Annotated in this window: 17 protein-coding genes and 1 tRNA gene; 4 read left to right on the top strand and 14 right to left on the bottom strand. The window is 39.0% G+C overall.

Going from position 1 to position 24,545, the window contains the following annotated elements; all coding sequences use genetic code 11:
* Window positions 1–18: 18 nt before the first annotated feature.
* Window positions 19–2,043, top strand: coding sequence for a ComEC/Rec2 family competence protein (locus T8I65_RS02200; RefSeq protein ID WP_322301861.1), 2,025 nt, complete (start codon window positions 19–21; stop codon window positions 2,041–2,043).
* Between the two features lie 7 nt (window positions 2,044–2,050).
* Here the strand turns inward: T8I65_RS02200 and T8I65_RS02195 are convergent, their stop codons facing one another.
* The 4 genes from T8I65_RS02195 to T8I65_RS02180 all read right to left on the bottom strand — a co-directional run bounded on the left by T8I65_RS02195 (window position 2,051) and on the right by T8I65_RS02180 (window position 8,560).
* Window positions 2,051–2,593, bottom strand: a complete 543-nt coding sequence (locus T8I65_RS02195) for a thioredoxin family protein (RefSeq protein ID WP_322301860.1) — start codon at window positions 2,591–2,593, stop codon at window positions 2,051–2,053.
* Window positions 2,594–2,668: 75 nt separating this feature from the next.
* Window positions 2,669–4,456 carry a peptide MFS transporter gene (locus tag T8I65_RS02190; protein WP_322301859.1) on the bottom strand — a complete coding sequence of 596 codons (1,788 nt, stop codon included), beginning with the start codon at window positions 4,454–4,456 and terminating at the stop codon, window positions 2,669–2,671.
* A gap of 12 nt (window positions 4,457–4,468) precedes the next feature.
* A complete protein-coding gene (locus tag T8I65_RS02185) occupies window positions 4,469–6,370 on the bottom strand; it encodes a peptide MFS transporter (RefSeq protein ID WP_322301858.1) in 1,902 nt (633 codons plus the stop codon).
* A gap of 18 nt (window positions 6,371–6,388) precedes the next feature.
* The gene (locus T8I65_RS02180; RefSeq protein WP_322301857.1) at window positions 6,389–8,560 is read right to left on the bottom strand and encodes a S9 family peptidase; all 2,172 of its coding nucleotides are present in this window, start codon (window positions 8,558–8,560) and stop codon (window positions 6,389–6,391) included.
* A gap of 178 nt (window positions 8,561–8,738) precedes the next feature.
* Between T8I65_RS02180 and T8I65_RS02175 the strand changes: the two genes are divergently transcribed.
* Entirely contained in the window at window positions 8,739–10,055 is a 1,317-nt protein-coding gene (locus T8I65_RS02175; protein WP_322301856.1) for a hydroxymethylglutaryl-CoA reductase, degradative, read from the top strand.
* Entirely contained in the window at window positions 10,055–10,978 is a 924-nt protein-coding gene (locus T8I65_RS02170; protein ID WP_322301855.1) for a GYDIA family GHMP kinase, read from the top strand. Before T8I65_RS02175 ends, T8I65_RS02170 begins: the two co-directional genes overlap by 1 nt.
* Before the next feature lie 51 nt (window positions 10,979–11,029).
* Here the strand turns inward: T8I65_RS02170 and T8I65_RS02165 are convergent, their stop codons facing one another.
* From T8I65_RS02165 to T8I65_RS02135, 6 genes are all read right to left on the bottom strand, one after another.
* Window positions 11,030–13,150, bottom strand: a complete 2,121-nt coding sequence (locus T8I65_RS02165; protein WP_322301854.1) for a peptidylprolyl isomerase — start codon at window positions 13,148–13,150, stop codon at window positions 11,030–11,032.
* Window positions 13,151–13,244: 94 nt separating this feature from the next.
* Window positions 13,245–14,531: a hemolysin family protein gene (locus T8I65_RS02160; protein WP_141876736.1), complete on the bottom strand. Its 1,287-nt coding sequence runs from the start codon at window positions 14,529–14,531 to the stop codon at window positions 13,245–13,247.
* Window positions 14,532–14,720: 189 nt separating this feature from the next.
* Window positions 14,721–15,293: an LPS export ABC transporter periplasmic protein LptC gene (gene lptC, locus T8I65_RS02150; RefSeq protein ID WP_295181006.1), complete on the bottom strand. Its 573-nt coding sequence runs from the start codon at window positions 15,291–15,293 to the stop codon at window positions 14,721–14,723.
* Between the two features lies 1 nt (window position 15,294).
* Window positions 15,295–16,662, bottom strand: a complete 1,368-nt coding sequence (locus T8I65_RS02145; RefSeq protein ID WP_322301853.1) for a hypothetical protein — start codon at window positions 16,660–16,662, stop codon at window positions 15,295–15,297.
* A gap of 18 nt (window positions 16,663–16,680) precedes the next feature.
* Window positions 16,681–17,925, bottom strand: a complete 1,245-nt coding sequence (locus T8I65_RS02140) for an OmpP1/FadL family transporter (RefSeq protein ID WP_322301852.1) — start codon at window positions 17,923–17,925, stop codon at window positions 16,681–16,683.
* Entirely contained in the window at window positions 17,922–18,653 is a 732-nt protein-coding gene (locus tag T8I65_RS02135) for a type III pantothenate kinase (RefSeq protein WP_322301851.1), read from the bottom strand. The genes T8I65_RS02140 and T8I65_RS02135 overlap by 4 nt, the downstream gene beginning before the upstream one ends.
* A 104-nt stretch (window positions 18,654–18,757) precedes the next feature.
* Between T8I65_RS02135 and T8I65_RS02130 the strand changes: the two genes are divergently transcribed.
* A tRNA-Phe gene (locus T8I65_RS02130) sits at window positions 18,758–18,830 on the top strand.
* A gap of 129 nt (window positions 18,831–18,959) precedes the next feature.
* On the opposite strand, the gene T8I65_RS02125 is transcribed toward T8I65_RS02130, so the two are convergent.
* The 4 genes from T8I65_RS02125 to era form a co-directional block, all read right to left on the bottom strand.
* Window positions 18,960–19,109: a hypothetical protein gene (locus T8I65_RS02125; protein WP_322301850.1), complete on the bottom strand. Its 150-nt coding sequence runs from the start codon at window positions 19,107–19,109 to the stop codon at window positions 18,960–18,962.
* A gap of 159 nt (window positions 19,110–19,268) precedes the next feature.
* Window positions 19,269–22,007: an outer membrane beta-barrel protein gene (locus tag T8I65_RS02120; RefSeq protein ID WP_322301849.1), complete on the bottom strand. Its 2,739-nt coding sequence runs from the start codon at window positions 22,005–22,007 to the stop codon at window positions 19,269–19,271.
* 111 nt (window positions 22,008–22,118) lie between these two features.
* Window positions 22,119–23,423 (bottom strand): ribosome biogenesis GTPase Der, encoded by a 1,305-nt coding sequence (gene der / locus T8I65_RS02115; RefSeq protein WP_141876729.1) that lies wholly within the window; start codon window positions 23,421–23,423, stop codon window positions 22,119–22,121.
* 78 nt (window positions 23,424–23,501) lie between these two features.
* Window positions 23,502–24,389: a GTPase Era gene (gene era, locus T8I65_RS02110; protein ID WP_141876728.1), complete on the bottom strand. Its 888-nt coding sequence runs from the start codon at window positions 24,387–24,389 to the stop codon at window positions 23,502–23,504.
* Window positions 24,390–24,545 lie beyond the last annotated feature (156 nt).

Genomic DNA, 24,545 nt, shown 5'->3' with positions numbered 1-24,545 from the left:
GGCGATTAATTCCATTGCTTGAAAAGTTCCGGATTCGTTTTTATAAGGCTTAGCCTGTATCTGTTAGCAGGCATACTGCTAGGCTTCTCTATTAATGTCGATTTGCGTTGGAGCTTAGTGATAACTACGATCTGCCTCCTGCTCTTTTTCATTGCATATTACAGAAGCGCGAAATTACTCTTTCCTGATATTTTCTTCGGAATAGCCACTTTTCTATTGATTGCAAGTGTAGGATTTACTGCGGTTCAGCTTAGGCAACCGGAAAACATTAGTTCACATTATACCAATTTTAAAATTGAAGCAAGGCAAATTCTTAAAGCTGAAGTTTCAGAAGAATTAAAACCGAATCAGTATAATTCCAGATACATCATTGAAGCCATATCACTTCAGAATAAAGATGAATATCAACAAGTTTCCGGAAAGATCCTTCTCAGCATACGGAGAAACTTAAACGAAGCTGAAAGTTTAAAGCCTGGTGATATACTGTTGCTACCCTTTATACCGGAGTTTGTTAAATCACCAGCCAATCCATTCATGTTTAGTTACCGGGAATACCTGAAAGGTTTGAAGATCCACCGCCAAGTGCAATTAACTCCTTCACAAGTAGAGGTACTTTCTTTTAATAGGAGTTTACACAGTTATTCCAGATCTTTTAGAAATAACCTCATCGGCAATGTTCGTAATTATAATTTTTCGAAAGATGAGCTTGCAGTTTTTCAAGCTTTAATTCTTGGTCAACGCAGCGATTTGAACGACAAACTTTACAAAGATTACGCTGCTGCGGGAGCTGTACATATCCTAGCCATTAGCGGACTTCATATTGGTATCCTTCTATTGATGCTCAACTGGCTTTTAAAACCTCTTAAAAGAAGTAAAGCTGGTAAATGGTTAAGTCTATTGCTCTGCATCGTATTACTATGGGGTTTCGCGGTGCTAACAGGGTTGCAACCATCGGTTGTAAGAGCAGTAACGATGTTTAGCCTCCTTGCAGTCGGTCTTAACCTAAAAAGGAAAACTGGAGCTTTTAATAGCCTGGCCTTATCATTCTTTTTCATGTTACTTATAGACCCCTATTATATTTTGCAAGTAGGCTTTCAGCTGAGTTATCTCGCGGTATTCAGTATTTTATTGATTCAGCCAAAAGTTTATCAATTAGTAAACATCGATAATAAGGTTTTTGATTATTTCTGGAAACTAAGTTCGGTAAGTATTGCTGCACAAATAGGCGTTCTGCCGCTTAGCATCTATTATTTTCATCAGTTTCCCGGGCTATTCCTGCTCACCAATCTATTTATTCTACCTTTTCTGGGCGTTCTACTTATTTCCGGAATTCTTGTACTAATCCTAGCATATGTTGGATGGTTACCAGATTTTTTGGTGTGGCTATTCAACAAACTGCTGTCGGTCATGAATTGGGTAGTAACGGAAATTGCTTCTATCAAACCATTCGTTTTTTCCAATATTGATTTGAGCATTTTCCAAACGATCGCCCTCTATTTACTATTAGCTGGGATCATGATGATCTGGAAGAAATTAAACTACAGAAACCTGATCGCCTTTGCCATAGGGATTATTATACTTCAGCTTAGTTTTATTGCAGATAAATTTTCGAATCCTTCAGCTGAAATAGTGATCATGCATCGCTACAAGGAAAGTCTGATCACTTTTAAGAACAACAAGAATTTAGTAGTGGCTACAAGCACTTCCGAAGCACCCGAACTAATTGATTATATCAGGGAACGGAAAATAAAGAAGCTTGAGAAAACCCAGTTAGAGGATTTTTATATGACTCCGCAAGGTCTGCTTTACATCCAAAGTGACAGCATTACATTTCCAGAAATGGAAATTCATCCCGAAATTCTTTTACTTCGGAATTCTCCAAAGGTAAATTTCGACAGGTTGTTATTGAATGCTCAACCGAAACAGATCATAGCCGATGGAAGTAATTATCCATATATGATCAGGAAATGGAAAGCTACTGCCAGGCATAAAAAAATCCCTTTCCATGCAACTGCTGAAAAGGGAGCTTATATGATGAGGTAATGAATTTCTAACCAGAGAATTTACTTTCGAAGTTTTCCTGGTAAGCTTTCCAGTCTTCCTCTGTAGTTACATTTTTGTAGTCATTGGAAGCAAAAACCTTCAAAAAGATCTCCAGTTTTTGAGGAGTAAGATATCCTTTAAGAGGAGAAAGAAACTTGCCTTTTTCATCGAAGAACACCATCGTTGGGTAAGCATTCACTCCCATCGCCAGAGCAAATTCATGTACTGAATTTCTACCTTTTTTATCTGCCTGGTAATTTGGATTCTTGAATACCTTATCGTTGTATTTTACTACCTCATTACCTTCTGCATTAAACTTTACGGCATAATAGTGTTTATTGATATAGTTAGCAACATCTTTATTCCCAAAGGTATTTTTATCCAAAAGTTTACACGGGCCACACCAGGTAGTGTAGGCATCTACGAAGATCTTTCTTGGCTCTTTCTTCTGAGCTTCCAAAGCTTCGTTCATGCTCATCCAGTTAATCTCCTGAGCCTGTACCGCTGAAACAGCCGATAAAAACGTTAGAAAGAATATTAGTTTTTTCATAAGCTAAAATTACTGAATTTAGCTAAAAGCAAAAAGCGTTCCTAAGCTAATAGAAACACTTTGATAAAGCTGTAATTATTTGATTCCGTGCATTAAATTCTTCAGCAATGGATTTAGCAACGCTACTAGCAATCCACCGGCGATAGGAACTATTGTAAATATTAAGAAGAAAGTAGAAAGATCATATTGTTCTGTAACAGAATCGATCATACCTCCAAGTGATCCGGCAAGTTTGTTTCCAATAGCTATTGCCAGGTACCACATTCCAAACATAAAGGCGATCATTCTTGCTGGCACCAGTTTACTTACATAAGATAGTCCAAGCGGCGATAGACATAATTCACCCAGTGTATGTAATAAGTAAGCCAGAATAAGCCAGATCATGCTCACTTTCGCTCCTTCTGCCAATCCGCTTGACCCAAGAGCTAATAACCCAAATCCGAGTCCGAGAAGCACAAGCCCGAAGCAATATTTGTAAGCCGCAGAAGGATTGTATTTACTTTCCCACCATTTCGAGAAGAAAGAGGCAAATACTATTATAAAGAAGGAGTTCAAAATACTAAACCATGATACGGTGATCTCGGTCGTTGTAGCTGAAAATTCACGCACTAACATCCAGATCACCAGAGCCCAGATCCCCGCAAAGCATATTCCCAGGATGATATTAGAACCGGGTATTTTTGAAAAAGTCTGTTTCCATAAAAGATAAAGTACCCAGGTAATGATTGCCAGCGGAACTACAGTGAGCAGTGCATTAATAACATTAAAGATCATTGCTGAGTTTCCGGTAAGTACCCTGTCTACATTATCTCTTGCAAAGATGATAAGTGATGAGGCTCCCTGTTCAAATGCCAGGAAGAAAAACACGGTAAACACGGCAAAGATGATCACTGCGATCAATCTGTCCCTAACAATCGGCGCATAACGAGAAATTCTTGAAATAACCAGCACCAGGAATAATACGAGACCGATCATTGCCATTCCAATTGGCCCTGAAAATGGTTCACCTCCAAGATCAAAAGGCATCACGACCGGCAGTAAGTTTAGATCACCGATTCTCGAAACTGGATCGTTAATAAGATATAGCAATCCTATGGTGGCAGATGCGAATACAAGAATTTTATCGAGTAATGTAAATGGATTAGGTTTATGACTAACTCCTTTGCTTTCTTCTTCTCGCAGGTGTTTTGCCTCTAACTCCTTGTCTGGCACTCCACCTATTTTTCCAAATAGAGGTTTAGCAAGCCAGAATTGTAAAGTTCCTAGAAGCATAAAGATTCCGGCAAGGCCAAATCCCCAGCTCCATCCTATTTTTTCAGCAAGATATCCGCAAAGCATCATTCCAAAAAATGCTCCGGCATTTACGCCCATATAAAAGATAGTGTATGCACCATCTTTTTTGTCAGGTTTGCCCTCATACATTTCAGAAATGATGGAGGTGATATTCGGTTTAAAGAAACCAGTTCCAATCACCAGTAAACCAAGTCCCAGGTAAAGGGATGTTTCAGTTTCCAGCGCCATGGATGCATGACCAAGGGTCATTATTGCTGCACCAATGATCACTGCCCAACGGTAGCCAGTAAATTTATCTGCGATGAGTCCGCCCAGAATTGGAGTTAAATAAAGCAGTCCTGCATAAGTTCCGAAGAGAGCTCCGGCATTCTCTGCTGTCCATCCCCAACCGGGATTATCGACTCCTACGATAGCCATCGTTAGGAAATTCACCAAAAGTACCCGCATTCCGTAGAACGAAAAGCGTTCCCACATTTCGGTAAAGAAGAGGACAAAAAGTCCTGCAGGATGGCCTAGAACTTTACTTTTAAAAAAGTCATTTTCTACATTAACTTCTCCGCTGGCTGCCATATTAAAATGATATTAAGACTGCGTATCACCAAGTTCAAAATTCTCCTGCTGTGGTAGTTCAGCTTCATTATCCTCAACTCCATGAGTAAGTCTTTTCAATGGTTTCAATAATAGAATCACAAGTAAACCGAAGATCGCCGTAAATATGGTAATACCCCAGAAGGTTTTGTATTCCATATCGGTTTGAATTTCTTCCACTATGAAGTTTCCACTCCATCCTTTTTTCTCATCACCTTGTTTGAAATCTATTAATACGTGATAAGGATCTTCAGCAGTTACATTTTCTTCTTGTAAGGTTTCAATTACTTCGTTGCTTCTTTCACTATCCTTAAACTGAATGAAATCAAGTATTGGCTCATTCCCTTCCAGCGTGGTAAGTTTCAATTCCCCATTTTCTTCATACACATTTCCTGCAAGTCGGAAATCCTGTTGTTGGTCCACTACAGAATCATTGATCTGAAGATTCTGCGTCATCTGTGAACCAGTAGCATTAAGATTTACCACCATAGGCTCTCCCTGTGAAAATTCTCCAATCACACCAGCAACTTTATTCCCCAGACCTGTCGCTGCAAAATAAACACCCATCATAAGGGAAGCATATTTGACCGGAGCAAGTTTAGTAATGAATGAAAGCGCAACTGGTGAAGAACAAAGCTCCCCAATAGTATGCAGTAAATAAGCAAGAACCAACCAGTACATTGCAGCCTTTTCATCGTAAGGAGTATAGCTTTTCGCAGCCATAGCCATAAAGATGAATCCAAGACCCATTATGATCACACCGGTCGCCATTTTGAAAATAGATGATGCCTCTTTATTCTTAAGTTTTCTCTTAGCCCAGAAGTTTGCGATGACCACTCCAAATATGATAATGAACATGGCATTTAATGACTGGAACCATGTCGCCGGAACTTCGCTACCAATTAAAGGTAAATCGAATGGGATCGATCTGTCAGTTTTATCCAGCGCGTAAATATTCATCAATCCACCAGCCTGCTCAAAAGCTCCCCAGAATACAACTACTAAAAGAAATGATAAGATCATTACTACGTAACGATCTTTCATTATTTGGGTAGTAAGGTCTTTGTAGACCATCAACATTAACGCTGTAACCAGGGTAAGGAAGATATAAAGTAAACCGTAAGGCAAGGATTCAAAGATCAGGTAGTATACAGATCCTGCCATTAATACAGCTGTAATTCCCAGTTGTAATGGTGATTTCAGCAATTTACTGAACATGTTCCCAAGAGAAGCTCCTTCACTACGCTCTGCTTTAGAAAGTAGGTTACCAACATTCACAAGATATTTCTGTCCCCATAGATAAACCAAAAGCCCTAAAGCCATTGCGATTCCCGCAAGACCAAATCCCCAGTGCCATCCTATTTCTTCTCCAACATATCCTACGATCAAACTGGAAAGAAAAGCTCCAAGATTGATCCCGATATAAAATATGGTAAAACCTTTATCTCTTCTAATATCACCTTCCTTATAAAGTCCACCAACCATTGTAGAAATATTCGGTTTTAGCATTCCAACTCCGGCGATGATCAAAGCAAGACCTGAGTAAAAAGCCCACATTTCTTCCACTGCAAGAATACCATGTCCTACCACCAGCACAATACCTCCCACCAGCACGGTTTTCTTCTGTCCTAATAGCTTATCTGCAATGATACCACCGGGAATGGATGCTACATATACCAGCATGGTGTACCAGCCATAAAGCGCGATGGCTTCTCCACCTGTCCAGCCTAAACCTGCATTTCCTCCTGTAGTAGCACTTACAAGATACAGTACCAGAATAGCACGCATTCCGTAATAGGAAAAACGCTCCCACATTTCAGTGAAAAATAAAATATAGAGACCAACCGGGTGGCCAAATAATTCCTTTTGATTAGCGCGTACGTCTTCAGTTGCCATTAATATGAGAGTATTAGATTAAAGTTTTTCGAGTATAAAGTCTGTCATCATCTGGTAAAGATGAAGCCTGGTGTTTCCACCGTAAATTCCATGATTTCTATCCGGGTAGATCGCCCAGTCAAATTGTTTATTTGCCTGCACCAGTTCTTCCACCATGCGCATGGAGTTTTGCACATGTACATTGTCATCTCCGCCACCGTGAATAAGCAGGTAATCACCTTCGAGCTTTTCTGCATGACTTAGCGGGGAATTCTCATCATATCCAGATGCATTTTCCTGCGGAGTACGCATGTATCTTTCAGTATAAACAGTATCGTAAAATCTCCAGCTTGTAACCGGAGCCACAGCAATCGCCATAGAAAATACATCGTTTCCTTTCAGGATTGCATTGGTAGACATAAAGCCGCCATAAGACCAACCCCAGATTCCAATACGATCTGCATCCACATAACTTTTTTCAGCTAATTGTTTCGCTGCTGCGATTTGATCCTCTACTTCAAATTTTCCAAGTTCCTGGTAAGTCACTTTTTTGAAGTCGGCGCCTTTAAATCCGGTTCCTCTACCATCAATACAAACGATCATATAACCTTTGTTTGCCAATAATTGATACCAGTAATCATTACTTCCAAAATATGAATTAGAAACCGACTGTGAACCGGGTCCTGAATACTGAAACATCAATACCGGGTACTCCTTATTTTCATCAAAGTTCGCCGGTTTAATAGTCCACATATTCAGTTCGTTGCCGTTTACTTCAATACTGGAAAGTTCTTTTGGAGAAAATTGGTAAGCTTCATTATTTTTTAGAAGCTCGTTATTATTCAGGATCTCACGCACCTGCTTACCATCCTTTGCTTTGTGCAAAGTATAAACCGGCGGAGTATTTACATTCGTAAATGTGTTGATGAAATAGGTGTAATCTGCACTGAAATCGGCAGAATTCGTACCATCCTTTTCTGTAAGCCTGGTTTTAGATTTACCGTTCGGCTTAATAGCATATACATCACGATTCACACTTCCATTTTCAGTACTTTGAAAATAGATGCGTTTAGCTTTCTTATCATAGCCGTAATAGTTGGTCACTTCCCATTGCCCTGAAGTAATCTGGTTGATCAGCTTCCCATCTTCAGCATAGTGGTAAATATGATTCCAGCCATCTTTTTCGCTGGTCCAGATAAAGCTATTGTCTTCAAGAAAAGTTAGATTATCGGTAATATCAACATAAGCCTTGTCAGTTTCATTCAAGACAACACTGGCTTCATTATTTTCAGCATTCACGAAAATAAGGTCAAGATTATTCTGGTGCCTGTTCAAAACCTGAACGCTTAGCAGCATATCTTTTGAAGACCATTTAATTCTTGGGATATAGAAGTCGGCATAATCTCCCAGTTTAATTTCTTCGGAAGAGTTCGCTTCTACATCGTACATATGCAGACTAACTTCTGAATTAGACTCACCTGCCTTTGGATATTTAAAAACCTGTTGTGTTGGGTAAAGGTCTTTTCCGAAGAGATCCATAGAGAATTCAGGAACTGCCGATTCATCAAACCTTAAGTAAGCGATCTTTTCACCGGTTGGATTCCATGCAAAAGCTTTTACAAAAGAAAATTCTTCTTCATAAACCCAGTCTGTAATTCCGTTAATGATACTATTGATCTCCCCATCCATGGTCACCTGCGTGCGTTCCATAGACTTAAGATCCAGAATATAAATGTTGTTTTCAAAAACATAGGCAAGCTTGGAATTATCTGGAGAAAAAGAAGCCTCCTGAATTTTGTCATCGCTAACTTTTGTAAGCTTCTTAGAAGCTACATCGTAGATATGAACAACTTCTCTGGAAGAACGCCTGTAAATAGGCTCAATTTCAGTAGAAAGTAAAATTTTGCTCTCGTCTTCGCTGAATTTGAAACTTTGAAAACTTTTGATCTCGGTAAGATCTTTACTGTTGAGAAGTGTACGGGTCTTTTTACCAGTTTTATAGCTGTAGATATCGATGCTCACCGTACCGGTTTCGCGATCGCGATTCATCACCACATATTCCTCGCCATTATTCAAAGATTGTAGGGACTGAAGTCTTTCCTGGCGGAAGCTACCACTCCAGATCTCTTCAAGACTAACTTCTTTTTTTTGTGCAGATAGCACTGAAGTCGCCATGAGTAGAAAGGCAACAAAAGTATAGGGGAATTTCATAAAATTTGTAGAATATTTAATGCAGGCCAAGTTTACTAAAATTTAACCAAAAAATGACTATCGATTCTTGTAAATTACTAAGTAAGTGTTAAAGAAATCACTCAAAGTGAATGATCAAAACAGTCTTGTACAGGTGTTAATCAAGCTTCGTATCTTTGTGCTCCTGAAAACTACTAAGATGACCAAACCCGTTAACGGATTTTCCAAACTCAGTAAGCAACAAAAGATCGAATGGCTAGCTGACAACTATCTCTCAAAAACTCCTGAAGCTGTAGCCATTCTCCAGAACTACTGGAATACAGATGAAAGTCTTCAAAAGCTTCATGACGAATTTATAGAGAATACGATCTCCAACTATTATCTTCCATTTGGGATCGCACCCAATTTCGAGATCAATGATCGTCTTTATGCTATTCCAATGGCTATTGAAGAAAGCTCGGTAGTTGCTGCAGCGAGCAAGGCTGCTAAATTCTGGGGAGAACGCGGAGGCTTTAAAGCTGAAGTTATCAATATGACCAAAATTGGTCAAGTCCATTTTATGTTCAAGGGCAGGAAGGAACATCTGCATCAATTTTTTGAAGAAAACCGTCAAAAAATGATCGACGCAGTAGCTCCAATCACCAGGAATATGGAAAAACGTGGTGGTGGTATTCTGGATCTTGAATTAATAGATAAAACTTCAGACCTTGATAATTACTACCAGCTATTTGTAAAATTCGATACGCGTGATTCTATGGGTGCGAATTTCATTAATTCCTGCCTGGAGAAATTTGCAGAAGTGCTGCGCAAACAGGCCAGAGAGACCGATTATTTTTCAGAAGAAGAAAAGCAGCTGGAAATTGTTATGAGCATTCTTTCGAATTATGTTCCAGAGTGTATTGTTAGAGCAGAAGTTTCCTGTCCGGTAGATCAACTATCAGACAATCCTGAAATACAGGGAGAAGATTTCGCAGAAAAGTTTATTCAAGCTATTAAAATTGCAGAAATCGAGCCTTATCGGGCAGTTACCCATAACAAAGGGATTATGAACGGTATTGACGCCGTTGTACTGGCTACCGGAAATGATTTTCGTGCTGTTGAAGCCGGAATTCATGCGTATGCTTCCAGAAATGGAAAATACACAAGCCTGACTCACGCTAAGGTCGAAGAGGGCATTTTCCATTTCTGGATGGAAATTCCGCTTGCATTGGGAACAGTTGGAGGCCTTACCTCACTGCATCCATTAGTAAAACTTGCACTAAATATGCTACAGGATCCTTCTGCGGAAGAGCTAATGAAAATCACCGCCGTTGCCGGGTTAGCCCAAAATTTTGCTGCTGTAAAATCACTTACTACTACGGGAATTCAGCAAGGACACATGAAAATGCACTTGATGAACATTCTCAACCAGCAACAGGCTACCGAAGACGAGAAACAACAAATGATCACCTACTTCACCAAAAACACTATTACACATAGCGGAGTGATCGAACAACTTGAAAGAATAAGAAGCTAATGCAGAAATATCACAGCAACGGTAAATTATTACTAACCGGAGAATATGCCATTTTGGATGGCGCTAAATCTTTAGCCTTACCCACAAAGAAGGGTCAGTCGTTGGAAATTGAGGCAAATGAGTCTGTAGTCATTTCCTGGGAAAGTCTTGATGAAAATAACAAGACCTGGTTCAAAGCTAATTTTCAAATAAATAAAGGTGAGTTCTTAACCGAAGCTTCCTCCCTGGAGAGCCCTGAACAACAAGAAATTGCGAAACGTTTAAAACAAATCCTGAAATACTGTTATTCTTTAAAACCAGAGAAGTTTAAGTCTGGATATGACATTAAAACATATCAGGATTTTAATAGAAAATGGGGACTTGGAACTTCCTCCACGCTTATTAATAATATCGCGAACTGGCTTGAAATCGATGCCTATAAACTACTAGCTGAAACTTTTGGTGGCAGTGGTTACGATATTGCTGCAGCAAGGCACGACCACCCCATCAGCTTTCAACGTAAAAACGAAGCAGCTTCAGTTTTCACGGTAGATTTTGATCCTCCATTTAAGGAGGAACTGCTCTTCGTTTACCTAAATCGGAAGCAGAACAGTCGCGAGGCCATAGCACATTATCGTAAACAAAGCCAGACGAACAGATCACAGCTTATTGAGAAGATCTCTGGCATCACCGAACAAATATTGCAGTGTGAGCATTTAATGGAGTTTAAAATGCTTCTAAAAGCTCACGAGATCCTTATATCTAAAGCAATCAATAGTCCGAGAATCCAGGATCAATTATTTCCAGATTATGACGGACTCATAAAAAGTCTTGGCGGCTGGGGAGGGGATTTCATGCTTGCCACCGGGAATGAAGCTTCCAAAAGTTACTTCAGAAATAAGGGCTATCATGATATTCTCAGTTATTCTGAAATGATCAAATAAAAAAATCCTCATCGTTCGATGAGGATTTTTTATAAGTATAATCGCTAGGTCTTAGTAGAACTTAGCTCTGTTATCCTGAATATCTGCTTTTTTCTTCAAAGCTTCAAATACTCTTGTAGTTGCCTGAGCTCTTCTGGAAGCACTTTCCTGGTTTGCGAAAGCTTTATAAGATTCCATCTTTGGAGCTTCAAACTTACTTACAAGTTCAGCTATATAAACACCTTTTTCTCCTGCAATCGGTTCGCTCATCTCTCCTTTTTCAAGAGAAAAAACAGTTCCAACTACTTCCGGCTCTTCACCTGCTCCTGCCAGAGTAGGATTGTTAAGATTTACCGCATCTGCAGTTTGAACACTTACACCTTGATTTCCGGCGATTTCCTGTAGAGAGTTTCCTTTAAGTCTTTCCTTAATAAGTTCCGCTTTCTTTTGCTTAATCAAAATTGGAGTGACTTCAGCTGAAGCTTCTTCTACGCTCATCAAGCCCTTATCCTGCTTAGCTGTTAGTTGTGCTACTACGTACCCATTATTAGTGTCAAATCTTCTTACATCTCCAACTTTAGCGTCATCTTCAAAAACCCATTGGATCACTCTTCTTTGAGCACCAGCACCAGGAATATTTTCGTCAAGTGCTTTAACATCTTTTACCGTACGCACTTCGTAGTTGCTTTCTTTTGCCACTTTGCTAAAGTCACCTTCAGCAGCAGCGATCTCAAACTTCGTTACTTCGTTAAACTGTTCGTTCATTGTTTTTTCTGAAGCCTGGATCTCTCTTGCGATCGTTGCTACCTTTACCGCTTTAGCAGCTTCAGTTTGATCATCTATAGAGATTACGTGGAACCCAAGAGGTGTCTCCACAACACCTATATCTCCCGTTTTATTATCAAATACATAGTTTTCAAATGCTGGGATCATCATTCCAGGAACAAAATATCCAAGATCTCCAGCCTGTTCTTTGTTTGAAGTATCCGCAGAAAATTCAGAAGCAAGAGCTGCAAATTTATCAGAATCTGATCTTACAACTCCAGCAAGACTATCAGCTAAAGCTTCAGCTTCAGCTTTGGTTCTATTCCCGGGAGCTCCCAACTGAGATCCAGTGTAGCTAATAAGAATATGACTTGCTTTTACTGAATCTGGAATATTCTTAGTCTCAACAACTTTACTAAGTTTCCAGAATCCGTTTTCTTTATAAGGACCAAAAGATTCACCTTTATTAAGATTGAAGATCTGCTCAGCATTTTCGCCTTTCAGATCATTTCTAAATCTAAAAATGTTCTGGTAAGGAAGATCTGAATTGTTGGCTATAAAATCTGCATAGTTATCTGTGCTGTCAAAACCAGGAAGTGTGTCATTTGCACCAACCGCAGCATTATATTCAACTCTTTGGCTTCTCAATTTAGATAGTGCTTCTTTAGCTTCAGATTCATCATCTGTAGAGGCAGCTTCTTCAAAGATCACATATTGCATGCTTCTGGAAGCATCAGATTCGAACCTTGAGGCACGATTCTCGATATAATTCTTGATATCAGATTTAGAAACTTCAACTTCGCTATCTGGAATTGAAGAATAAGGAATCTGAACGAATTTCATATTGATATTATCGTTCTGCATCTTGTAAGCCTGCTCACCTTCCAGTAGAGTAGCCCCAACACCAGCACTTACCATATTGTAGTAAGCATTCATTTTGGCAGTTTGTGCAAGATTGGAAGTAAACTGCTGCCATTGAGCATAAGCTTCTGGAGAGGTTTCTTTCAAATTAGCAACATACTCTCTCAATCTGTTTTCGTCAAACATCCCAGCTTCATTAGAGAAGTTTGGATTTCCAGCCATTTGAGTACGCACAAGTTCAGTAACCTGATCCTCTCCAGCTCTTAGTCCAAGCTTTTCAACTTCTTCTTCAAGAATCACCTGGCGTAATTTCTGGTCCCAGATACGGTTTACAGCCTGAGTAGTACTAATATTATTACCCATATTTCTTTCGAAAGCCTCAACTTCACGGGCGAATTCCTCTCTATCTACATCGTTCCCATTCACGGTAGCGATAACATTTTGAGAATCCTGGCCACTAAAGCCTCCGTTTCTAATCACATCGGCCAATACAAAAGAGAAAAGAGCCAGTGCAATGATAATAATCAAGAAAACAGACCGCTGTCTGATTTTGTTTAATACTGCCATTTGAATATAAAATTTGTCAAAATATAGGGGGCGAAAATAAGGTTTTTAGGCTAATAATAAAATTTAAAATTAGCAAATTCTTAACTTTCGATATTTAGTCTTCCGGATTGATTTTCAGCTCAACCAATTCGATTTTGGTGTTGGAAGTTTCCAGGATTTTGATCTCGAAATCCTCGATCTTAATAACCTCTCCCTGCTGCGGAATTTCTTCGGTATGATTTACTATAAATCCGCTCAGGGTCTCGTAGTTTTCACCCTCCGGAATTTCAGTCCTGTAATTCTCATTTAAGTAATCCACTTCCAGCCTTGCTGAAAACTTGTAATGATCGTCACCCAGCTTCTCTTCGATCAGAACTGCTGAATCATGCTCATCTTCAATCTCCCCGAAAAGCTCTTCCACAATATCTTCCACGGTCATCATACCACTTGTTCCACCATACTCATCGATTACCACTGCAATACTCTTTCTTTTTTTGATAAGAATATTCAGAACATCCTTGATCCACATGGTTTCGGGTACAAATATCACCGGAAGTAATATGGATTTTATAGATCGAGGTCTTTTAAATAATTCGAAGGAATGAACATAACCAATAATGTCATCTATGGTATCATTATAAACCAATAATTTCGAAAGTCCCGTTTCAGTAAAGGTTTGCACAAGATCACTTGGCGCCTGGTTTTGATCCACGGCTATGATCTCGGTTCTTGGGATCATCACCTCCCTGGCTTTGATATCTGAAAATGAAAGGGCATTCTGAAAGATCTGTATTTCACTATCTACATCTTCGTGCTCTTCAACGGTTTCCATTTGCTCGCTAATGAAGTTGCCTAATTCTACTTTACTGAAGGCTAATTGAACTTCATCTCCATCGGTTTTGAAAAACCTCTTCAGAATAATATCTGAGATCCAGATGACAAAAGAGGACACAAAACTGAATAGCAGGTAGAAAATATAGGCAGGAACTGCGAATAATTTCAACATGCTGTTCGCGTAGATCTGGAAAAATACCTTCGGAAGAAATTCCGCAGTCAGCAAAATTACCAGTGTAGAAATAACAGTTTGAGTAAGCAGACTTAGATCTACTACAATATAATTTATGATACTGTTTTGCGGATCGAGACCGCTAAGCCAGTACATCAAAAGGTCACCCATAAAAAAACCATAAACCACCAAAGCTATATTGTTTCCAACAAGCATGGTTGCTATGAATTTTGAAGGTTTCTTGGTAAGACGTTTTAAAACGGTCGCCAGAAAATCATTCTGACGCTTTTCTATCTCTATAAAGATCTTATTGGAGGAAACATAAGCGATTTCCATTCCTGAGAAAAACGCAGAAAGAATTAAAGAGCAAACTATGATTAGTATTTCAACCTCCATTCAGGCTACTTATTACGCTCTTCGTAGCGACGCCTAAATCGCCGTTTGAAGAAGAACATGAATATTGCAATGGCCACAAAGAACAGAAATACATAAGCCCTTTGACGCTGGTCATTCCAGATGCGCACTGCTTCAAAAAGAAAGAATGCAGCGAACAGCAAATATGCATATTCAAAATATTTGAAAAACTTACTCATCTTCTTTTTCTTCTTCTACAATTTGAATTCCCGTATTGGTTCTAGAACGAAAATTACTGAAATCCTGATTAGAATCAAAACCGAGATCTTCAGTATATGAACCATCAGGGAATCTAATCTTGTTTGGTTTGTCTGTAAAAACCCAGCTTCTGTCCTGATCCCAGAATAGCTGACTAGCTTCCAGCTTAGTACTATCGGCAGTGATTATAACCACATTTCCCTGAAGATCGATTAGTTTCGTATCCTCATAAACGATCCCGTAATCTGCCACCACGGTATTTTTTTCATCCTTCTCATCAAAGAACTCTACTTCCACTCCATCGGGAAATTCACGGTAAGGAAAGCTTTTATTTGTGAAATCCAGCATGCGCGGACTTTTTAAGGTCGCAACCAGTCTGCCGGAATCTGTGAACTTCAAATTGATACCCTCGGCTGTAGCCTGCGGTGCATCTTCTTCCATGCTAAACGCACGTACCTCACGAAGATTACCTTCGCATGAAAAAAGCATTGTCACGCCTAAGAGCGTGACAATGCCTGAAATTATATTGCTATATGTTAGCTTCATCTTATAGATTCGGCACTTTTACCGATGTACCAATCCAACATCCAAAAGTGATTGATTGTCCAGGCTTGTATTTAGACTGGAAGATATCAGACTTCTGTGGAGCAAGACCTTTATAAGAAGCTGCTGCCTGATTTGCGTTAGATGCGATCGATGGATCAACTCTCGCTGCTCTCGAAGCATAGTCTGCTGCTAACCAATATACTGCTCTTTTAGTGAATGTATCTGTACCACAGCTGTTTGCACTTTTAGCATACATGTTTGCGATCTGTAAGTAAGCGCTACCAAGGGATGGCTTAGCTGCTATCGCTTTATTATAAAAGTTTCTAGCCTGCCCATACTGACCTTTATCTTTATAGTTACCAGCGATTCTATAGTAGATCTTCGCTTGATCAGACTTATTAGTTTCAAGCTCTGCCGCCTGGTTGTAATACTCTAAAGCTTTTGAAGCATTTCCATTAGCTTCAGCTAACTGACCTAAAGAATAAGCAGACTTCGCAGAAGGCTCTAACTTGTGTAAAGCTTCAGAAACCTGGATAAATAGTGGATCTTCAGTACAATCCTTAGCAGAAAGTCTAGCATTCGCATTCTGCAACCACTTCACATCACCCTGCTTTTCTTCGAAATCTTTCTTGTATAGTGGAATAAGGTTACTACAATCTGCTCTTGCACCTAATTTTCCGTTCAATGCATTTCTAACCATACTGTAGTTTTTCAGGTTGATCTCTGCATTCTTGATCTTCTTTTCTTCCTTGGCAGTAAGCTCTTCACCATCTTCCTGCTTTTTCAAAAGTGGAGCCAGCGCCTCTGCAGCATCGTTCTCTTCCTTCTCAATCTTAGCGTATACTTTATCATACTGATCGAAAACATCTTGAAGGTTTCTATCTCCTGCATCCTGCATATCAACTACAAGGTCAAAATATGCATATAATGCTTTAGGGCTGGTGAAATTCTCTACATCTTCTTCCCAGGCTTTGTCGTAAGCCACGTAAAGTTCTTCTTTATCCCCTAGTTTGTTATCATATTTTAACTGAGCGATATCTGAATATACTTTTCCAGCTTTCGTTTTTTCAGGATATAATTCAAGTCTGGTTTCCCATACTTTGATTAATTCCTTTACTAATTCGCCTTTATCACCTTCTTCAGCTTTATCAATCTTGGATTCGATTGCTCTTTCCAAATACTGGTAAGTTGCAAGACTATATTTTGGACAGTCTTCCATCACTTCCATAAGTTTTGGATAAGCTGCTTCGTAATTTTTTGCTTTAGCAGCATCATAAGCTAAAGCTGCGGTAGTTGTACAATCCTGTGCACTAACAGCTCCAGTTCCTACCATGGCAACTGTCAAAAGTGCTAAGAAATTCTTTTTCATCGTTGTAGTTTATTGTGGTTAATCAAATTTTCTTTTCGTGAACCATTTGTCGTTTAAAGAGAGTCCTACAGACAGTCTTAAAAACTTCTCCTGAACTAGTCCGGCATCTCTTGTACCTCTTTGTCCAAGCTCGATTCCGAAGTTTGCATTGGAGAACAATTGTCCAATCGGTAATCCTAATCCAAAAGACATGCCAAACTCATTGATAGATTCACCATTGACTATAAGACCGGTCTCGTCATACCTGAATCCAGCACGGTAAACCACTCTCTCCAGGTAACTTGTAAAAGAATTATAATCTGGAATATAGAATCCTCCCAGACTAAATTGAGACGCATCCTCATACTCTCCTCCATCATTTCTGAAGCTAAAGCTATCCTGGTAAGAACTTGAACCTACATTGGAATACTCAGCTCCAACAAACCATTTATTCGTTTGACCAATTCCGGCTCCAAGGCTGTATTTTGAAGGAAATGTGAATTGAGTTTCACTAAGGTCAAGTTCTCGCTGATCTATGGTTCTTCCTGTACCACTCGCAAAATCTATAGTAGAAATTGTTCTGAAATTTTCAGAATCAAGATCCATTTCTGGTGCGTATGTAGTGGAAACATGAAGATTCAACTTTTCTGAAATTGGGCGCTGGTAATTGGCTCCAAAGTTAAAAGTAAAACCTTTGATGTCTGATCTGTTCACATCGCTGGTTCCGTATTGTAATCCTTCAGTATTGATACTTTGCGTATTCTGGAAATTTCCGAAGTTATAGTCAGCATCAACACCCAGACTTAAGTGCTCATTTACGGCATAACCCGCAGATAAGAACACTCTGTTCATACCTCCTCTACCTGTAAGTAAACTTGAAGCATCATCTTCTACATCCAGAATTCTGTATCCTACAGAAGTATACGGCATCACTCCAAGACCAATCCCGATCTTATCGCTAATTGGAAATGCCAGTGCTAAATAATCCAGAGATGAGATCTTTGAATTATCTGAGGCTCCATCAGTTTCGAGTTTTACTCTATCGTGACTTGCACCAATAGTGAAATCTGTAAGCTTTAATCGACCATAACTTGCAGGGTTCTGCAAATTCACGTGGATACTATCCATAAATACGCTTAAACCTCCCATAGACCTGTTTTCCACAGTTCCCTGGAAATTGGTCAAACCAATACCGTAATATGAATAAGGCGAAGAAACATTTTCCTGAGCTTCAGCGATAAATCCTGTAAATAAAGCTACGATTACTATAAATCGTTTAATCATTGAGTCTTGTTAAATTCTAGAATGAAATTAAGTCCTTCTAACAAAAAATTTGAGTTGGCAAATATGCTATTTTTAGTTGGTATAGACAAAAGTTGACTGTCCCCTCCTGTAAATATTACTGTTAAATCTTCAAATTCAGAAGCATAGGTTTCTACAACCCCTTTTAATTCCATTTTGAGTCCGTTAATAATTCCGGATTGTATGCTGCTCTCGGTCGTTTTGCCAATAAGATCAACATCCGGCTTCGCAGATACTAACGGTAAATTTGCTGTAAACTTGTGCAGACTTTTAAATCTCATCTGTAATCCTGGAGAAATTGCTCCGCCGAAGTACTTCTCCTTAGCCGTTTTTAGATCAAAAGTGATACAAGTGCCAGCATCAATGATTAGCACATTTTTCTTCGGAAATTGATCTACAGCCGCGGCCACCAATGCAATTCTATCCAGCCCCAGTGTATGTGGAGTATGATACTCATTCTGAAAAGGTACGTGTGTATCATGTCTTAATTGAACAAATTCTGTAGCTTTTTCCAGTTCAAAAATGACCTGTTCGTCAATTATTGTCACTTCGGAAAGTATCGAATGAGTGATATGCGGATAGTCTTCGAAAATTTTTTCTAGTTCCTGTAAAAAAAATTCTTTTTTAAACACAAGTTTCTTCTGAAGTGTATCGTTTTGATAAACAGCGGCTTTTACTGAAGTATTCCCGGCATCGAGTACTAAATTCATGCTTGATTTTGTTCAACTTCAAAAATACAAAAGCATTTTTTTAAAATTTCCTTTGCCAGTTCCTAAAAATGAAATTATATTTGCCACCGCTTAACAAAGCAACTGGTGCCTTAGCTCAGTTGGTAGAGCAAAGGACTGAAAATCCTTGTGTCCCTGGTTCGATTCCTGGAGGCACCACCTTTAAAAACCCGATTCAGATGAATCGGGTTTTTTTATGCATGTAACTGAAATATATAAAATACAAAAAGCCGGAATTAGCATTCCGGCTTTTCGCATAATAACCTGATTCCTCAGAATACAGTGTTATCAAACAGTGTGAAGTACTACGTTTATTACTGCACCAACAATGGCGGCAAAAATAAATAGCAGGGTAAGCGTGACCAGTATCTTTGCGATAATGTTCAGGCCATGAATACTCATCTTGTAGTTGTCCACAAATTCAGTAAAGATTTCCATACGCCTGTTGTTTTATGATTTATACTTAACTCACTATAATATAAACACTTAAGTAGTTAAATCATAATTTTTTCGGCTATGTCATTGAATAATCGTTGAACGGACTTATCTGGTTAAATTCCCGAAAATCTGTACCGAAATACCTACCACATTCAATAATTACATACGTATCATTCTACTTCCTCTTCTTGATGGCGCCTTACCCCCTCCAAAACTACTTAGCTTATAAGTAAAGCTTAGCATTGCATATCGTTGCAGCACGAGGTTGTTCACATCCTGAATATAATCGTCCCCTACCAGTCTTCTTGTATCCACATTTTGATCCAGTAAATCATACACTTTTACTTTGACAGTCGCATTGTCTTTCAAGAACTGGTATCCAAGACTCATATTCCACAATAGACTCGTACTGTCGAATCCCGGTGCAACATTTCCGAATTTATTATACGAAATATCATTTCCAAAAACCACGTTCTTTGGCCAGTACGTGGTAGTTTCAAGAGATAAACTATGATTTACATAATTTTGATCTCTTCCACTATTGATATCGTACTGAATATCGTTAAATGTCGCCGAATAGCCTGGCTCGATCTCCAAAACTTCATCGATCGCGTAAGTAAGTCTCAAAGTAGGAGTTACTGTAAATTGATCAGATTCATACTGTACAGCATTAATAAAGCCTACATTCCTGTTGTAACCTCCATTTGCTCCAATCCGATATCTAAACTCTGTAGCGTCCTTCTTATAGCTTTTACTGTAAGAAGCTCCAAGATTTCCGTTAATAACTCCATCTACATTGGTATAAGTTGTAGTTCTAACAAAATTATCCACGCTGCTGGTTGCCGCCACCTGGTTATCTGTGAAATTGAAATAGGCATATGCAAAGATTCCGCTTCGTGAAGCAAAATCGAAGTTTCTATAATTTAAGTTCACGCGCTGATTAAAAGTTGGTTCCAGCTCAGGGTTACCAATGATGATATTTGTAGGATTTGTTCTATCCACCACAGGTTGCAATTGTCTCACCGAAGGTACATCGGCATTCGTGCTGTAACCAATACTTATACTTTTGGATCTTTCCGGAGAATAACGAAGATCGGCATCCACATATACATTATTAAAAGTATTGTCAAAGCGAATATCTTCCATAAAGTTCTCAGTTTTTAAAGTTGTACTAAGTAATCCAACCTCAGAACTAATGCGCCATTTCTCACCTTCATAATTAAGACCGACGTTTGGAGTATGTTTGAAACTACGGAATTCAAAATCATTACTCAACAGCTCATTGAAATTGGTATACTCACCATCAACAGCATCAAAAACACTTCTGGTATTGCTACTTTTTTGAGTATCGAACTCATAATTTATGTCCAGAAAGAATTTATCTGCCAATACACTTCTTTTCGAAGCTCCAACGCTAAAAGAATTGGAATTTTCATCCTGATCTATAAATTGATCCTGAACGATATCATTTTCAGGATTATTTATGAACGTACTTTCAGAAAAGTAAATGTTCTCATTCTCCTGTTTGCTGTGGGCATGGTCCAGATCCAGTTGAAGATAAGAACCCCTGCTTCCAAAACGTTTAATAAAATTGATGTCGTTACTAAAATCCAGACTCGTAAGATCTTCAGTTTCATCAATAAGTGTGGTATTCTGAAGTTGCATGTTTTCATCAAGATTTTCTTCAAATCTATCTCGAAAGGACGTCCCAATGTTGGCATTAAATTTTGGTGCAATAGAGAGCCTGGTAAGAGTATCAAATTCTACTTCGTATCGAAGTGTCGCTCTGTGACTATCATTCAGTAAATTACTGGAGCTAGTGGAATTAGTGAAATATCTGGAATCTGGAAGAATATTCTCTCGTTCGACCCTGGTTCTGGTCTCTGTATCTGATCCTCCATAGAAGTAATCGGCAGTGAGCTCCATCCCATTGGCCCATTCATTTACAAAGTTGAATCCGCCAGTTTCGGATTTCGTAATCCCATTATTAGATCCAAAACCGGTTCCATTGATACTGAAACTTCCGTTCCCGTTGATCCTGACACTTCGGGCATTTCCACCCATCATGTCGAAAACCTCATCAAAACTAAATCCGGAACTATTGATATTATTGGAACTTGCAAGTACACTTACCCTGAGGTCATCCTTAAAATAATTGGCGATACCACTAAGCTCATATCGGTCATCTGTACCACCACCGGCAGTTGCCCGTGAAAACCAGCCTTTGTTCTTGTCTTCCTTCAGTTCAATATTGATGGTTTTGTTTTCTGAATCTCCCGCCTTTCCGGTAAATTCTTCGCTTCTTGTCTTGGTGTCTACTACCTGGATCTTATCTATGATTTCCTTCGGAAGGTTTTTCGTAGCGATCTTGGGATCATTTCCGAAGAATTCCTTACCGTTTACCAGGATTCTCGAAACAGGCTTTCCGTTCACGGTAATATTACCATCACTATCCACTTCTACTCCCGGCAGCTTTTTCATGAGCTCTTCCAGATTAGCATCCTGTCTGGTATTGAAAGAATTCGCATTGAACTCCAGCGTATCCTGTTTAACAGATATAGGTGCTCTTGTAGCGGTTAGTGTAACCTCATCCAGCGCGTTATCCAGAATTTCCAGAGAAATAGCACCTACATCCTGCTTTTTGGTAATTTCTATTTGCTTACGGTAAGGTTTAAAACCAGCGTAGCTTACGTAAAGATTTACAGCTTTATTTTCGGTATTTCCCTTAAGAAGGAAACTCCCGTCCTTTTCAGAAATCGTGTAGGTGACCAGACTGCTATCAGCAATCTTTTCAACATAAACAGTGGCAGATTCAAGAGGATTGGATTCTGTATCAACGATCTTTCCGGATACTTCGAATTCCTGAGCAAAGCTTAGCGCACTCACTAAAAGTAGCATTAAGCTGAAATAATTTCGCATATAAATAGTATAAAAATTGAACCAATGCTCATTACTGAACATTGGTTTGAGATTTAGACTACCTACAACGTTAAAAGTTTAAGGTTTCTTTTACTTTTTTCTAAAAAATATGCTGATAGGCACCCCTTGAAAATCGAATTCCTGACGCAACTTATTCTCTAAGAAACGTTTATATGGATCACGTACATACTGTGGCAGGTTACAGAAAAATGCAAACTGTGGATGTGGTGTTGGTAATTGTGTACAGAACTTGATCTTTACGTATTTCCCTTTATAAGCCGGTGGCGGATTCTTTTCAATGATCGCCAGCATGATATCGTTAAGCAAACGGGTCTTGATCTTTTTACTTCTGTTTTCAAAGACTTTTACAGCAGTTTCAATTGCTTTGAAAACTCGTTGTTTAGTTAGAACAGAAATAAATACAATCGGCACATCTGTAAATGGTTCGATCTCACGACGAATCATGGCTTCATAATCCTTAAGCGTATTGGTCTCCTTATCCAGAAGATCCCACTTATTTACCAGAATTACGATTCCCTTAGAGTTTCTCTGAGCTAGCCAGAAGATATTCTGAACCTGACCATCAAATCCACGGGTTGCATCGAGTACTAAAAGACAAACATCACAGTTCTCGATCGCACGTACAGAACGCATTACTGAATAAAATTCCAGGTTTTCCTTAACCTTTGATTTTCTACGAATTCCGGCAGTATCAACAAGGTTAAATTCAAAACCAAACCTGTTATACCTTGTATCGATAGAGTCACGGGTAGTCCCGGCAATATCGGTTACGATATATCGATCTTCCCCAATAAGGGAATTAATAAATGATGATTTCCCTGCATTTGGACGGCCAACGACCGCAAATCTTGGTAATTCTGTATCTTCCTCTTCCTCAATTACTGGCAGAGCTTCTACAAGTGCATCCAGAAGATCTCCGGTTCCACTACCATTTGTACTGGCAATTGGAAAATAATCACCCAGACCAAGCGAGTAAAATTCTACCGCGTTTGCAAGACGTTTGTTATTATCCACTTTATTCACTGCAAGTAAAACGGGCTTGTCCACTCTACGAAGTAGGTTGGCTACTTCTTCATCCATAGATGTCACTCCTGTTTCCACATCTACAATAAAAATGATCGCATCTGCTTCTTCGATCGCAAGTTCTACTTGCTTATCGATTTCAGCTTCAAAAACATCGTCGCTACCTTTCACATACCCACCGGTATCGATAAGGGAGAATTTATGACCGTTCCAGTCAGATTTTCCATAATGTCTGTCCCTGGTCACACCACTAACAGAATCGATGATGGCTTCTCTACGCTGTATAAGCCTGTTAAAAAAAGTAGATTTACCAACGTTTGGTCTCCCTACAATGGCGACAATATTGCCCATAATATGATATTGATTTCAGGAAGCAAAATTAATGATTTTAAGCTAATTAGCTCAACTTCCCGTATTCTTGAAATGTAGTTACTTCTTATCTGTATAGCCAAATCTCTTCAGCTGCCTGGCATCACTTCTCCAGTTCTTATTCACTTTTACATAAAGTTCTAAATGAACCTGTTTTCCGAAGAATTTCTCCAGATCCTTTCTAGCCTCTACTCCTACTCTTTTTAATGCAGCACCTTTATGACCAATAATGATCCCCTTCTGGGTATCTCGTTCTACCATAATCACGCTACGCATCCTGATGATCTTCTCCTCTTCAAAGAATTCTCCAGTTTCGATCTCTACACTATAAGGAATTTCCTTTTTGTAATGCATAAGAATCTTTTCACGAATGATCTCGTTCACGAAAAATCGTTCAGGCTTATCGGTAAGCGTATCTTTAGGGTAAAAAGCCGGAGATTCTGGTAATAACTCGATGATCCTGTTAAATACCTCTGCAACATTGAAACCTTCCAATGCTGAAATTGGGTGAATTTCGGCTGTTGGTACTTTTTCACTCCAGTACTTAACCTGTTCTTCAAGTTGATCCTGGTTTGATTTATCGATCTTATTCAGTAATAATAAAACCGGTACTTCAGAGTTTTCGATCTTTTTAAAGAATGCTTCATCCTTTAATCCTTCTTCTCCAATTTCAACAATATAGATCAGAACATCTGCATCTTCAAAGGCAGATTTCACAAAATCCATCATGGAAGCCTGTAGCTCGTAAGCTGGTTTAATGATCCCGGGTGTATCACTCAAGATCATCTGGAAATCTTCTCCATTCACAATACCCAGAATCCTATGACGGGTTGTTTGTGCTTTTGAAGTAATTATTGAAAGCCTTTCACCTACGAAAGCATTCATTAAAGTGGATTTCCCAACATTGGGGTTACCTATGATATTTACGAAACCGGCCTTATGTGCCATAATGAAAATTTTTGCAAAGGTATTTCATTTGTAAACTGTTACCTAATGTTTGTTCATTTTCTAACATTCGGCGTTCAGCCCACTGAAATTTGCTATTTAGCTCACCTTTCTAGTATGATATTATGAATATAATCATTTGATAATCAAAATTTAGTA

It is taken from the genome of Christiangramia sp. OXR-203 (assembly GCF_034372165.1).
Taxonomy (GTDB): domain Bacteria; phylum Bacteroidota; class Bacteroidia; order Flavobacteriales; family Flavobacteriaceae; genus Christiangramia.
The sequence above is the reverse complement of the archived record's forward strand: the minus strand, read 5'-3'. Positions and strand labels throughout refer to the sequence as shown.